Raw genomic sequence first — 13,314 nt, 5'->3', positions numbered from 1 at the left:
CCGTCCCATCCTTATCTGGGGGCTCCGCCCCCAGACCCCCGCATCGGCCTGAACGGCCTCGTCCTCAAACGCCGGACGGGCTGAAGGACGCGGCCCCGGCCCTACGCGAACACCACCGTGCGGCGGCCGTTCAGGAGGATTCGGCGCTCGGCGTGCCACTTCACCGCGCGCGCCAGCGCCTGGCACTCCACGTCCCGCCCGATGGCGACCAGCCCGTCGGGCGTCACGTCGTGACGGACGCGCTCGACCTCCTGCTCGATGATCGGCCCCTCGTCGAGGTCGGCGGTGACATAGTGCGCCGTCGCGCCGATCAGCTTCACACCGCGCGCATGCGCCTGGTGGTAAGGCTTCGCGCCCTTGAAGCTCGGCAGGAAGGAGTGGTGGATGTTGATGATCCGGCCGCTGAGCTGCTTGCACAGGTCGTCCGAGAGCACCTGCATGTAGCGGGCCAGCACGACCAGTTCGACCCCTTCGGAGCGGACCAGTTCGAGCACCTGCGCCTCGGCCTGCGCCTTCGTGTCCTTCGTCACCGGAATGTGATGGAAGGGGATGTCGTACGAGGCCACGAGCTCGGCGAAGTCCGTGTGGTTGGAGACCACGGCCGCGATGTCGACGGGCAGCGCGCCGCTGCTCGCGCGGAAGAGCAGATCATTCAGACAGTGGCCGAACTTGCTGACCATCAGCACGACCCGCATCTTGTCCTCGGCCCGGTTGAGCTGCCAGTCCATGTGGAAGGAGTCACCGACCGCCGCGAAGCTCGCGCGCAGCTTGTCCACGGTCACCGGCTCCTCCGCCGAGAAGTGGACACGCATGAAGAACAGTCCCGTGTCGTGGTCGCCGAACTGCTGACTGTCCTCGATGTTGCAGCCGGTCATGAAGAGGTAGCTCGACACGGCGTGCACGATTCCCTGCTTGTCCGGGCAGGAGAGGGTCAGGACGTACTGTTCGGCGGGCGCGGCGGCGCGGACGGACTGATCGTTCATGCACCACAGGGTCCCATACGAGGTACCGCGCCGGACGACCGTCCCGCCACGCGGACGCCCACGGCGCCCGGTCGCTACGCCGACCGCGTCAGGATCCGCAGGACCTCCAGCGTCCGCGGGGGGATGTCGGGATCCTCGCCGTCGCTCACCGCGAGGCGTACGTGCGCGTCGCGCGCCGCCCGCAGCGCCTCCGGCCACGCCTGGTGGTCGAGGTACGCGGAGACGGGTGCGTCGGGCCCGACCTGGTGCATGATCCGCAGGACGCGAAGCACGGCGGTGTCTACCAGGGCCGCCTCCTGGGAGTCCCGGAAGATCGTGCCGACGTACTTCTCGGCGGACCAGTTGTCCAGCCAGGTGTCCTCGACCAGGCGGTACACGGCGTCGGTGACGTCCCCGTATCCGTCGATCCCGGCGAGCCAGACGTCACGTTGGAAGGCGGGGTCGGAGAGCATGTGCAGCGCGGAACGCACATTGCTGCGCCAGCGCCACCAGGGCATGTCGTTCAGTGGCATGCCGCCCATGGTGGAGGAGCGACGGCCGCGACGGGAAGAGTTCTCCGAACCTTGCACAGTCGACGATCGTACGTTCCTCGCAAAAATGCGATCAACGACCCCCGTAATTCACCTCTGCGTCACCTCACGTTGACCGCTGGTCACACGCGGGTTAGCGATGTGACGGAATCGTGTGCGTCCATGACCGGTAGGCGACGCACCAGCACCACCCCACCCGTCCACCCCCCACGCACCGGGACCAGACTCTCGACCAAGGTCAGGACCAGAGTGCTGTTCGCGGGCGCGGTGGCGGCGTGTGCGTCGATCGCCGTCGAGTGCGGGGCCATCCCCGGTGTCACGGGGGGCTCCGGGGACGACCCCATCACCGTCATGACCTGGGCGCCGCAGGACACCCCCGCGACCAACAAGCCCGGCATGCCCGCGATGGCCGAGGCCTACGCGCGCTGGGTCAACGCGAACGGTGGCATCAACGGCCACAAGCTCAGGGTCCTGACCTGCAACGACCACAACGACACCGTGTACGCCGCGAAGTGCGCCCGGCGTGCGGCCGACGAGAACGCGGTCGCGGTCGTCGGCTCCTACAGCCAGCACGGCCGCTCCTTCCTGGCCCCGCTGGAGGCCGCCGGCATCCCGTACATCGGCGGCTACGGCGTCACCGACGACGAGTTCTCCAGCCCGCTCTCCTACCCGATCAACGGCGGCGAGCCCGCCCTGCTGGCCGGTCTCGGGCAGCAGCTCGGCAGCAAGTGCGGCCCGGTCGCGCTCGTCCGCCCCGACACCGTCGCGGGCGACCAGCTCCCGGTGCTGCTCAACGCCGCCCTGAAGGGGCAGGGCCACGCGGCCGCCACCGACCAGCGGGCCGCCGAGGAGGCGACGGAGTATTCGGGGCAGACGAAGGTCGCGCTCGAGCACGCGACCTCGGACCCGTTGAAGCAGGGCTGTGTGGTGTCCGCGCTCGGGGACCGCACCGAGACCTTCATGGACTCCTTCCGGCGCGACCGCCAGGACTATCCGAAGGTGGGCACGGGCACGGTGCTGGGCAGCCTCGACCAGTCCCTGATCGACTCCACCGGCGGCCCGTCGAGCCCGTACGAGGGCGCGCACGTCACCGGCTGGTACCCGGTGGCGAGCGACGCGCGCTGGAACCCGATGCGCAAGGTGATCAAGGAGCAGGCCTTCGGGGACAACCGGATCGACCCCGCGGACGCCGGCGTGCAGACCACCTGGATCGCGTACAACGTGTTCAAGTCGGTCGTCGAGTCACTGGGCGACAGCAAGGTGACCTCGCTCGCGATCCGGCAGGCCCTCGACAACGGCCTCAAGGTGACCACGGGCCGCCTCACCCCGACCCTCAGCTGGCGTTACGAGGACCTGATCGCGGCCGTCGACTTCCCGCGCCTGGTCAACGCCCACGTCACCTTCCAGGTCGTGCGCAAGGGTCTACTGACCTCGGACCGCAACGGGTTCATCGACGTGTCGAAGACGCTGGAGAACGCGGACGCCAACCGAGACGCGGACGCGGACCGGGCGGTCACAGCTGGGTCGTCGTGCGCCGCGTCAGTCCGTACGTCGAGGCGATCGAGTTCCACAGCTTGGCGGCCTTCACCTTCTGCGCGGTCGCGGTGCCGCTGGCCTGGTTGGCCGCCGCGGTCTGGCCGGTGCTGCGGGCGTGGCCCTTCCTGCAGCCCTTCTTGCCCTTGACCTGGTCGGCCCAGGCCGCGTAGTGGTTGTCGGCCGACGCGGAGGCCTGCCAGGCGCTGTTGAGCGCGGCGGTCAGCTGGGCGTTGTTCGGGAGCTTGTCGACCGAGAGGCCGGAGAGCCTGGTCACCAGTTCGGACCGCTGCTTGGCCGCGTCGCGCAGATCACTGGCCGCCTGGTCCAGGTTGTTGCACGCCTTCACGTTCTCCACGGCGTTGATCACCGAGTCGCGGCTGTTGTTGCTGTCCGCGAGGAGCTTGTCCAGCGCGACGACCTGTGCCTTGGCCGGGTCGGCCACGGACGACGACGCGCCGTCCGTGGCCCCGGCCGTCGCCGACACGTTCTTGCTGCTGTCGTCCTTGCCGCTGTCACTGCCTCCGCCGCCGAGCAGGGCGCCGGCCCCGACACCGAGCACGACGATACCGATGCCGACGGCCGCGATCAGCGGGACGCGCGAGCCGCTCCGTCCACCCCGGCCGCCGTTGCCGTCGTCGGCCGCGCCACGCCGGGTGGCGGCCCGCCCGCCCGGCGCTCCGGGCATCCCCGGGGCCTGCGCGGCATACGGGGCGTGCGGGGCGTGCGCGTGGGGGGCCTCGAACCGCGGCAGCTGCTGCGTGGACGAGGGCCCCTCCGACGCACTCGGCGCGCCGGACGCACTGCGGAACAGGTTGTCGAACTCCGCGGGCGGCTGCCGGTCCTCCGGCCCGCCCGGACGTATCCCGTAGCCCGCCGCGCCCGGCTCGGCGGGCACGGGGGCGATGTACTGCGTGGCCTCGGCATCGGGGTGCGCGGCCGGGGGCAGCGGTCCCGAGGACACCTCGGGCGGCAGCGCACCCGGGCCCACCGGCGGGATGTACTGCGTGGCGCCCTCGTCGACGGCGGGCGGCAGGGCTCCCGGAACGGCGGGCGGCAGCGCGGCAGCGCCCTGCGGCTGGTGCGGGGGTACGGCACCGCCCTGATGACCGCCGTACCCGGAATCCTGCTGACCGCCGTACGAGGACGTCTCCTGACCCCCGTACGACGGCGGCTGCTGCTGATCCCCGTACGGTCTCTGCTCCCCGTACGACGGCGGCTGTGCGCCCTCGGCCGGCAGCGCGCCGGCGCCGGGGGCCTGCTGGGCCGGGAAGCCCTGCTGCTGGGCCGGGGCGGCGCCCCAGCCCAGCGCCGGCTGCTCGGGCGCGGCCCAGGTCTGGGTGGACGGATTGTGGCCGCCCCAGTCCGAAGCGGGGGCGCCGGCCGGGGACTGCTCGGAGCCACCCCAGGTCTGGGTGCCGTTCACGGGCGCCCCCCAGCCCTCGGCCGGCTGCGGGGCCGGTGCCGCCGACTGGTCCGGCCCCCAGGGCTGGTCCCAGGTCTGACCGCCCGCCGGGACCGCGGGAACGGCCCGGTCGCCCGTCATGCCCGGCAACAGCGGCTCGCCGCCGTCGGAGGGCAGCACGATGCCTTCGCGCGCCGTGCGCGCCGAGGGCTGCTCGCCCTGTCCACTCTGTGTCACCGGGACTCCTACTAATGGGGGACCTTCGGAATCGTCGGCTCACGCTACCGGGTCCCCACGCGCCCGTGCTACGCAGCACAGGCCGTTACCCCCGCCCCCTGTGACCGGGGTAACGAATACGCCCCGCCGGGCGCTGTATCTGCCTCCTCCCACTCCAAGCGCCTTGGTTCGCCCAGAGTTCACGACCGTGCACACCGCGTGTTCACCGGCGCGCACACGATCCCCTCATGCCGCCGCCTGCAACTCCATCCGCGCCCCGAACTCCCTTACCACCGCTTCATCCCGGTAGGGCTCCAGACGCTGCTGGAAGTCGTCCAGGTACTCGGCGCCCCGGTTGGAGCGGAGCGTGCCGAGGAGTTCGACCGCGCGCAGGCCCGTGTGGCACGCCTGCTCCACCTCGCGCTGCTGGACCTGTGCGGTGGCCAGCAGGACGTAACCGATGGCCCGGCGGCGGGCCCGCGACTCCGGGTGCCCGGCGAGGGACTCCTCGGCGCAGCGCGCGGCGGCCTCCGCCTGACCCAGGTCACGGTGGCAGTGCGCCAACTCGTCGGCGAGATAGGCCTCGTCGAAGTGCGCGATCCACGTCGGGTCGTCGCCGGAGGCTGCGTCGACGCCCTCCAGGGCGGTGATCGCACGCCCGGACGCCACCTGAGCGGCGCGCGCGTCGCCCATCAGGGCATGCCCGCGCGCCTCCGCGGCGTGGAACATCGACTCCGCGCGCGGCGTCACCCGCCCCCGCGCTCCCTCCTGCGCCGCGCGCGCCAACTGCGCGATCTCGCGCGGGTTTCCGAGCTGCGCCGCCAGGTGGCTCATGGACGCGGCCAGTACGTACCCGCCGTATCCCCGGTCCCCGGCCGCCTGGGCGAGCCGCAGCGCCTGGATGTAGTACCGCTGGGCGAGCCCTGGTTGACCGGTGTCGATGGCCATGTAGCCCGCGAGTTCCGTCAACCGCGAGACCGCCGAGAAGAGTTCGCGTCCGACGCCTTCCCGGTACGAGCCCGCGAGCAGCCCGGAGACCACGCTGTTGAGGTAGTGCACGACGACCGGGCGCACATGCCCGCTGCCGTACTGGTGGTCCAGGTCCGTGAGCGCCTGGGTCATCGCGCGGACCGCCGCCACGTCCGAGAGCCCGACCCGCGGGCCCGCCGCACGCGCCACCTGCGAGTCCGGCGCGGAGATCAGCCAGTCGCGGCTCGGCTCGACGAGCGCGGAGGCCGCGACGGACGAGCCGGACAGGAAGTCCCTGCGCCCCACGTCACTGCGCCACAGCTCACACACCTGCTCGATGGCGCCGAGGACGGTCGGCGAGAACTGCAACCCCACACCCGACGCGAGGTTCTTGCCGTTGGCCATGCCGATCTCGTCGATCGTGACCGTACGGCCCAGCTTGCGGCCGAGTGCCTCGGCGATGATCGCGGGAGCGCGTCCCCGCGGCTGCTGACCGCGCAGCCAGCGCGCCACCGACGTCTTGTCGTAGCGCAGATCGAGGCCGTGCTCGGCGCCGCACATGTTGACCCGGCGGGCCAGGCCGGCGTTGGAACAGCCCGCTTCCTGGATGAGCGCCTGCAGCCGTTCGTTCGGCTGCCTGGCGACGAGAGGCCTTGCGGCCATGGCGTACCCCCTGTGGCTGCGGTGCCTGCCCACGCACCGAGTTGACGTGTCCTCATCGGCCAACCACAGCGAAGGAAGCCGGCCATGAAGATCAATGCCCCGCCGATATACCGAAGATGCGAGACATGTGAGGATTGCCGGGGTAAAGGCGACTGCCCGACCCCACCCCTGGTTACCCACCACCCGCTGTCGTTCCCCGTGCGCGCCCCCACCCGTGCATCCATGCGCCCCACACGCGGAAACGATGCCCCTCCCCCGCGCACGCGCCTCCCGTAACTCTCGGTGGCCACTAGAGTTGTGTTCATCGTGGAAGAGACCATCGCGGGGCCCGAAGCCGTCCAAATCCCGAAGCAGCGCGGCGAATCATTGCTTGACACCGCCGTGCGATATGCCGAAGAGCGCCATTGGGACGTGTTCCCCGGCACCTGGCTGGAGGCTGTCGACGGGATGCAACGCTGCTCCTGCGGCGAGGCCACCTGCCCCGCGCCCGGCGCACACACGGCATGCGAGGACTGGGCGACGCAGGCGACGGGCAGCGCGACCGTCGCGCGCCGCATGTGGTCGAAGCAGCCGAACGCGTCGATCCTGCTGCCCACCGGGCGTACGTTCGACGCGATCGATGTGCCGGAGACGGCCGGATTCCTCGCGCTCGCCCGCATGGAGCGGATGGAGCTGACGCTGGGTCCGGTGACGTGCACGCCGGACCGGCGGATGCACTTCTTCGTCCTTCCCGGTGCGGCGGCGAAGGTCCCCGACCTGGTGCGGCGGCTGGGCTGGCCGCCCGCCTCCCTCGACCTGGTCACCCTGGGCGAGGGCTCGTACGTGGCGGCTCCGCCGACCCGGTTCGGGTCGCGGGGTGCGGTGCAGTGGGCCTGCCGGCCGACGCCCGCGAATCGATGGCTGCCGGATGCGGAGGAACTGATCTCGCCGCTCGCCTATGCGTGCGGCAGGGACCGGTAGGGCCGGTTGGGCGTCGTGTTTTCACCGCGGGTTCGTCGTGGCTGGTCGCGCGGTTCCTCGCGCCCCTGAAACCTTGCCCCTTAGGGTGCTCACATGGCCGAGCAAACAGGGGCAGGCGTTCCCGCCGTACGTGTGCGAGGGCTCTGGAAGCGGTTCGGGGAGCAGGTCGCCGTCGCCGGGATCGATCTGGAGTTGCCGGCGGGGCGGTTCATCGGGCTCGTAGGGCCCAACGGCGCGGGCAAGACGACCACCCTCTCGATGGTGACCGGGCTGCTGCGGCCCGACCAGGGCGGCGTCGAGGTCGTCGGCCATGACGTGTGGCGCGACCCGGCGGCGGTGAAGGCCCGGATCGGCATACTCCCCGAGGGCCTGCGACTCTTCGAACGGCTCTCCGGGCGTGAGCTTCTCGCCTACACCGGCCGACTGCGCGGGCTGCCCGGTGCCGAGGTCGACAAACGCACCACCCAGCTCCTCGACGTCCTCGACCTCGCGGGCGCCCAGCACAAACTCGTCGTCGACTACTCGACGGGCATGCGCAAGAAGATCGGCCTCGCCGCCGCTCTCCTCCACAACCCCGAGATCCTCTTCCTCGACGAGCCGTTCGAGGGCGTTGATCCCGTCTCCGCGCAGACCATCCGCGGTGTCCTGGAGCGCTACACGGCGTCGGGCGCCACGGTCGTCTTCTCCTCCCACGTCATGGAACTCGTCGAATCGCTGTGCGACTGGGTGGCCGTCATGGTCGCGGGGCGCATCCGCGCGCACGGCCCGCTCGCGGACGTCCGCGGCAGCGCGCCCTCCCTCCAACAGGCGTTCCTGGAACTGGTCGGCGCGCAGGCCCACGACCGCGGGTCCGACCTGGACTGGCTGGGCGGCGGGGCGACGCGATGAGCGCCGGCACGAACGCCTCCGGGGTCTCCTCAGAGGTCTCCTCCGAGGCCTCGATCACCCCCGTCGTCGTACGGCTGAAGCTGTCGCTGCTGCGCAACGGGTTGCGGCAGTCCGCCGGACGACGGGCCGCCTACATCACCTCGGTCGTCGTCGTCCTCCTCTTCGCCGCCCTCCAACTGCTCGGCCTGATCGCCCTGCGCGGCAACGCGCACGCCGTCTCCGTCACCGTCCTGCTGATCGCGGTCCTGGCGCTCGGCTGGGCCGTGATGCCGCTGTTCTTCCCCAGCGGCGACGAGACCCTCGACCCGACGCGCCTGGTCATGCTGCCGCTACGACCGCGCCCGCTGGTCCGGGCGCTGCTCGTGGCCTCGCTGGTCGGCATCGGACCGCTGTTCACCCTGTGCCTGCTGATCGGTTCCGTGATCTCCGTGGCGCACGGCACGGCGGCGTACGTCACCGGTGTCGTGGCCGTGCCGGTGGCCCTGCTCGTCTGTGTGGCCCTCGCACGTGCCGTCGCCGCCGCCAACATCCGGCTGCTGTCCAGCCGCAAGGGCCGCGACCTGGCCGTACTGAGCGGCCTCGTCGTCGCGATCGGCGCGCAGGTCGTCAACTTCGGCGCGCAGCGGCTCGGTTCGGCGGGCGGACTGTCCCGGCTCGACCCGGCGGCGGACGTGCTGCGCTGGGTACCGCCCGGGTCGGCGATCGGCGCGGTGGACTCGATGAGCAAGGGCTCGTACGGGGCCGGGGTCGTCCAACTCGCCCTGAGCGTGGCGGCGCTGGTGGGGCTGCTGGCGCTCTGGTCGAGGCATCTGACCCTGCTGATGACCTCGCCGGACGGATCGACGCTGCAGGCGGGCGAGACCGGGGCGCGGGAGCGGGTCCCGACGGGCGGACTGCGCCGGCTGCTGCCCTCGGGGCGCACCGGGACCGTCATGGAGCGCAGCCTGCGCTACGTGTGGCGCGACCCGAAGACGAAGGCCGCGTGGGTGACCTCGCTGGCGATCGGGCTGATCGTGCCCGTGTTCAACGCCCTGCAGGGCACCGGCTCGATCTACTTCGCGTGCTTCGCGGCCGGGATGCTCGGCATCCAGATGTACAACCAGTTCGGTCAGGACACCTCCGCGTTCTGGATGGTCGCGATGACCATCGCGTCCCCGCGCGACGCGTACGTCGAACTGCGCGGGCGTGCGCTGGCGCTCCTGGTGATCACCCTGCCGTACGCGACCCTCGTGACCGTGCTGACGACGGCGATGCTCGGTGACTGGCCCAAGCTGCCCGAGGTGCTCGGACTGTCCTTCGCGCTGCTCGGCGCGATGCTGGCCACCGGCGCGTGGTCCTCGGCCCGGTTCCCGTACTCGATCCCGCAGGAGGGCTACAAGAACGTGGCCCCCGGGCAGGCGGGCCTCGCCTGGATCGCCATCTTCGGCGGAATGGTCTCGGCGGCGCTGCTGACCGCCCCCGTCATCGCCCTCACGATCTGGCTGAACGTGACGGCGGACGGGCACCGGTGGAGCTGGCTGCTGCTGCCGCTGGGGGCGGGATACGGGGCGCTGCTCACGGTGTTCGGGCTGCGGATGGCGGCACCGCGGACGGCCCGGCGGCTGCCGGAGATCCTGGCGGCAGTCAGCAAGGGCTGAGCTGCGGCGGGGGTGCGCTGCGGGGGGCTGCGGAGGGGCTGCCCGGGGGGGGGGGGGAGGTGAGCTGCGGAGAAGGGCTGAGCCTTTGACGAAGGCCCGAGCCGCTAACGGTCCTGGCCGGTGAGCACGCTGTCGAGGAAGGGCTCGATCGCGGCGCGCCACGCCTCCGGCTGGTCGTAGTGCACGAGGTGACCGGCGTCGGCCACCTCCGCGTACTGGCCGTACGGCAGGACGCGGACCATCTCCTGGGACTCGGCCCGGCCTAGCTCGCCGTCGAGACCCCGCACGACCAACGCGGGGCACCGGACCTGGGCGAGCTCCTCCCAGTGGGCGTCGTACACCCAGGTCTGGCGGGACTTGAGCATCTGCTCGGGGTCGAAGACCGGGCGCCAGCCGTCGGCGGACTCGTGCATCACCTCGGCGTAGAACTCGCCGCGGGACGGGTTCGGGCGCTCCACCCAGGGGTCGTCCTCGCCGAACCACTTCCGTACGTCGGCGAGCGTGGCGAAAGGCACGGGCCAGGCCTTGAACCAGTCCTCCCACTCGCGCTGCGACGCGGCCCCTAACGCCGAGGCCCGCATGTCGCAGATGATCAGACCGCGGACGAGGTCGGGGCGCTTGGCGGCGAGCTGCCAGGCGGTCAGCGCGCCCATGGCGTGGCCGATGAGGACGGTCGGGGCGAGACCGAGCTGCTCGAGAGCGGCCTCGGCGTCCTCGACGTACGCCTCCCGGGTGTACTGCCCCTCCGGGGCCTTGTCGCTCTGGCCGTGGCCGCGCTGGTCGAGGGCGACCGCACGGTGCCGCTCGGAGAGCCAGCGGGCGGTGGACGCCCAGTGGGAGGCGCGGCCCATGAGGCCGTGCAGAAGCAGCACGCCGGGGGCGGGCGGGGTCCTGGGAGGGTCGGTCTTGGGAGGATCGGCGAACTCCCACGCAGCGAGGCGTAGACCGCCCGCGCCCGTCACGTCGATGCGCCGCACCATAGGTCTGGCACCCCCCTAGCTCGCTCGGACCGTTCGCTCCCGCTCGAGTCGGCCGGTCCACTCGTACCGCTTCCTACCGGTTCCTACCGCTGTCGTGTCGCTGCGTCCGCTGATGTGTTGTTCTACCTGTACCCGATTTGCCCGCGATACGCCGCTAGGTTATCGAATGGGCATTCGAAAATACTCCTCTCGGCGGCAACACCCCTCGTTCGAGTGACCATGTTCGGGGATTGACCGCCGCCGCCGAGGGGAGATCTTCAGCGGGAGGCGGACCACTCGGGGAAATCGGTCCGAAGGGGATGACCCTGGGAGCTCGGGGCTCCGGGTCAGCACAGGGGAGGACAGGCCCCGGCGCCGCAAGGTGCCGGGGCCCTCTCCACATCTACGGCACATCCTCCCCGCCCCCTCCCCAACCGTGCGACATCCCTCTTGGACACGGTCAAGAGCCCTCAGGTCATATGCCTCACGGGTCAGCCTCGCACGCAAATGGTCGCGCCGCTGCGATTCCGCACACTGAATCTTGGTTTCGGCCATGTAGAGAAAACGTCACAACTACCCCTGCTGTCACGGGAGTTGACATGACCGAGGTAAGTCGTCGGGAGCCGGGGAGGGGTGGATTGCCGGGTCACCGCAGGCGGACGACACGCTCCACGGCGGGCGCCCGGAGGCCGACCCGGGGTTCGGCGACCGCCGGACCCCGTGGCCCACCCCCGGGAGCGGCCCCTCGCGGGCTCAGGGCCGGGAAACCCGCACCCGGGGTGCGAGGCCTCCCACGATCAGCGGACGTCAGCGCTTGGCGACGAACACATGCGACGCGACGCCCGACTCCAGCTCCGCCGCCTCGCCGCCGCTGCCGACGAGCACGCCGCCCGCCGACTCCGTCACGCTCACCACGGAGCCAGGCTGCACGCCCGCGCGCCGCAGCGTGTACATCAGCTGCGCGTCCGTCTGGATGGGCTCGCCGATCCGGCGTACGACGACGGTCTTGCCGTCCAGGCCGGGGTCGAGCTCGGCCAGCGACACCATGCTCTCGTCCAGGAACGGGTCGGCGCCGTCCTTCTCCCCCAGCTCCTCCAGTCCGGGGATCGGGTTGCCGTACGGCGACTCGGTCGGGTGGCGCAGCAGCTCCAGCACGCGCCGCTCCACCGCCTCGCTCATCACGTGCTCCCAGCGACACGCCTCGGCGTGCACCTGCTCCCACTCCAGACCGATCACGTCGACGAGCAGGCACTCCGCGAGGCGGTGCTTGCGCATGACGCGGGTGGCCAGGCGTCGGCCCTCCGCGGTGAACTCCAGGTGCCGGTCGGTGGCGACCGCCACCAGACCGTCGCGCTCCATGCGTGCCACCGTCTGGCTGACCGTCGGACCGCTCTGGTCGAGCCGCTCCGCGATCCGGGCGCGCATGGGGACCACGCCTTCCTCCTCCAGCTCGAGGATGGTGCGGAGATACATCTCCGTGGTGTCGATCAGTCCGGACATACGTGCCCCTTGATTAGCTCTGCCGAAGGCTCGGTGGCTCACCGGCGTGTGCGCTGGCCCTGAACCCAATTCTGACGCATACCACTGACAAGCGTGCCTCGCCGTCGAAACCACGGGGTTACGACTGCCCGGGCGAACACCCCACCGGGTGCCTCCGCGGCCACCTCCGCAGGCCGTATTGACAGGGCGCTGGTCCAGACCGCAACGTGATCCGCGGCACGAAGCGTGACCCAGCGTCCACCCGACGCCGACGAGACTTCTAAGGGGCTTCGCCGATGAGCGACCGCAAGCTGGCCGGGCAGTTCTTCGACGCGGCGATCGGCCTGCTCCAGCGGGTGCGCGACGAGGACGCGGGAGACATCGACGCGGCCGGCACCCTGATCGCCGACACCGTCGTCGACGGCGGCCGGCTCTTCGCCTTCGGCGCCGGGCACTCCTCGCTCGCCGCGCAGGACGTCGTCTACCGCGCGGGCGGCCTCGCCCTGATGAACCTGCTCCCGGTCCCGGGTGTGGTCGGCGTCGACGTCATGCCGGCGACGCTGGGCTCGGCCCTGGAGCGGGTCGACGGCCTCGCGAGCGCGGTCCTGGAATCCAGCCCGCTCCGCTCCGGCGACGTACTCGTGATCATCTCCCTGTCCGGCCGCAACGCGCTCCCGGTCGAGATGGCCATGAGCGCGCGGGCCCTGGGCGTGAAGGTCATCGGCGTCACCTCGGTCGCCTACGCCTCGGAGACGACGTCCCGGCACGTCTCGGGGACCTATCTGAAGGACCACTGCGACATCGTCCTCGACTCGAAGATCGCGGTCGGCGACGCGGAACTGACCCTGGAGACGATCGAGGCGCCCTTCGCCCCCGCCTCCACGGTGGTCACGGCGGCCCTCCTCCAGGCCGTCATGGCCACGGCCGCGGGCGCGCTGGCCGACCGGGGCATCGAGCCGCCCCTGCTGCGCTCGGGCAACGTCGACGGCGGCCACGAGTGGAACGGCCGGGTGATGACGGAGTACGGCGACCGGATCTTCTACCGCCGCTGAGCCGACCTGGATCTTCCACGGCCGCCGAGCCCACCGAAAT

10 protein-coding genes are annotated in these 13,314 nt (G+C 71.2%); 5 read left to right on the top strand and 5 right to left on the bottom strand.

Annotated features, from left to right (window positions below):
• Positions 1-101: 101 nt before the first annotated feature.
• A complete protein-coding gene (gene purU, locus OG819_RS16110; protein ID WP_266625673.1) occupies positions 102-983 on the bottom strand; it encodes a formyltetrahydrofolate deformylase in 882 nt (293 codons plus the stop codon).
• A gap of 74 nt (positions 984-1,057) precedes the next feature.
• A complete protein-coding gene (locus OG819_RS16105; RefSeq protein ID WP_266583286.1) occupies positions 1,058-1,504 on the bottom strand; it encodes a hypothetical protein in 447 nt (148 codons plus the stop codon).
• 171 nt (positions 1,505-1,675) lie between these two features.
• Between OG819_RS16105 and OG819_RS16100 the strand changes: the two genes are divergently transcribed.
• Positions 1,676-3,196 (top strand): ABC transporter substrate-binding protein, encoded by a 1,521-nt coding sequence (locus OG819_RS16100; RefSeq protein WP_266650005.1) that lies wholly within the window; start codon positions 1,676-1,678, stop codon positions 3,194-3,196.
• A 1,717-nt stretch (positions 3,197-4,913) separates the two neighbouring features.
• On the opposite strand, the gene OG819_RS16095 is transcribed toward OG819_RS16100, so the two are convergent.
• On the bottom strand, positions 4,914-6,299 hold the full coding sequence (locus tag OG819_RS16095) for a transcriptional regulator (RefSeq protein ID WP_266650003.1): 1,386 nt from the start codon (positions 6,297-6,299) through the stop codon (positions 4,914-4,916).
• A 297-nt stretch (positions 6,300-6,596) separates the two neighbouring features.
• On the opposite strand from OG819_RS16095, the gene OG819_RS16090 reads away from it, so the two are divergent.
• From OG819_RS16090 to OG819_RS16080, 3 genes are all read left to right on the top strand, one after another.
• On the top strand, positions 6,597-7,259 hold the full coding sequence (locus OG819_RS16090; protein ID WP_266652707.1) for a bifunctional DNA primase/polymerase: 663 nt from the start codon (positions 6,597-6,599) through the stop codon (positions 7,257-7,259).
• A gap of 93 nt (positions 7,260-7,352) precedes the next feature.
• Positions 7,353-8,147, top strand: a complete 795-nt coding sequence (locus tag OG819_RS16085) for an ABC transporter ATP-binding protein (protein WP_266650001.1) — start codon at positions 7,353-7,355, stop codon at positions 8,145-8,147.
• Entirely contained in the window at positions 8,144-9,784 is a 1,641-nt protein-coding gene (locus tag OG819_RS16080) for a transporter (RefSeq protein WP_266625682.1), read from the top strand. Before OG819_RS16085 ends, OG819_RS16080 begins: the two co-directional genes overlap by 4 nt.
• Before the next feature lie 104 nt (positions 9,785-9,888).
• Here OG819_RS16080 and OG819_RS16075 read toward each other — a convergent pair whose 3' ends face one another.
• Both OG819_RS16075 and OG819_RS16070 read right to left on the bottom strand, forming a co-directional pair.
• On the bottom strand, positions 9,889-10,764 hold the full coding sequence (locus tag OG819_RS16075; RefSeq protein WP_266625684.1) for an alpha/beta fold hydrolase: 876 nt from the start codon (positions 10,762-10,764) through the stop codon (positions 9,889-9,891).
• A 786-nt stretch (positions 10,765-11,550) separates the two neighbouring features.
• A complete protein-coding gene (locus tag OG819_RS16070) occupies positions 11,551-12,243 on the bottom strand; it encodes a metal-dependent transcriptional regulator (protein ID WP_266625686.1) in 693 nt (230 codons plus the stop codon).
• 275 nt (positions 12,244-12,518) lie between these two features.
• Between OG819_RS16070 and OG819_RS16065 the strand changes: the two genes are divergently transcribed.
• Positions 12,519-13,274, top strand: a complete 756-nt coding sequence (locus tag OG819_RS16065; protein WP_266625687.1) for an SIS domain-containing protein — start codon at positions 12,519-12,521, stop codon at positions 13,272-13,274.
• Positions 13,275-13,314: the final 40 nt, after the last annotated feature.

Source organism: Streptomyces sp. NBC_01549 (genome assembly GCF_026339955.1).
Lineage (GTDB): Bacteria > Actinomycetota > Actinomycetes > Streptomycetales > Streptomycetaceae > Streptomyces.
Note: the sequence above shows the minus strand (reverse complement) of the source record. Positions and strands in the feature narration are given on the sequence as shown.

Excerpts from the sequence above, each read along its gene's own strand:
- purU (WP_266625673.1), bottom strand. The coding sequence starts at position 983 with ATGAACGATCAGTCCGTCCGCGCCGCCGCGCCCGCCGAACAGTACGTC.
- OG819_RS16105 (WP_266583286.1), bottom strand. The coding sequence starts at position 1,504 with ATGGGCGGCATGCCACTGAACGACATGCCCTGGTGGCGCTGGCGCAGC.
- OG819_RS16100 (WP_266650005.1), top strand. The coding sequence starts at position 1,676 with ATGACCGGTAGGCGACGCACCAGCACCACCCCACCCGTCCACCCCCCA.
- OG819_RS16095 (WP_266650003.1), bottom strand. The coding sequence starts at position 6,299 with ATGGCCGCAAGGCCTCTCGTCGCCAGGCAGCCGAACGAACGGCTGCAG.
- OG819_RS16085 (WP_266650001.1), top strand. The coding sequence starts at position 7,353 with ATGGCCGAGCAAACAGGGGCAGGCGTTCCCGCCGTACGTGTGCGAGGG.
- OG819_RS16080 (WP_266625682.1), top strand. The coding sequence starts at position 8,144 with ATGAGCGCCGGCACGAACGCCTCCGGGGTCTCCTCAGAGGTCTCCTCC.
- OG819_RS16075 (WP_266625684.1), bottom strand. The coding sequence starts at position 10,764 with ATGGTGCGGCGCATCGACGTGACGGGCGCGGGCGGTCTACGCCTCGCT.
- OG819_RS16070 (WP_266625686.1), bottom strand. The coding sequence starts at position 12,243 with ATGTCCGGACTGATCGACACCACGGAGATGTATCTCCGCACCATCCTC.
- OG819_RS16065 (WP_266625687.1), top strand. The coding sequence starts at position 12,519 with ATGAGCGACCGCAAGCTGGCCGGGCAGTTCTTCGACGCGGCGATCGGC.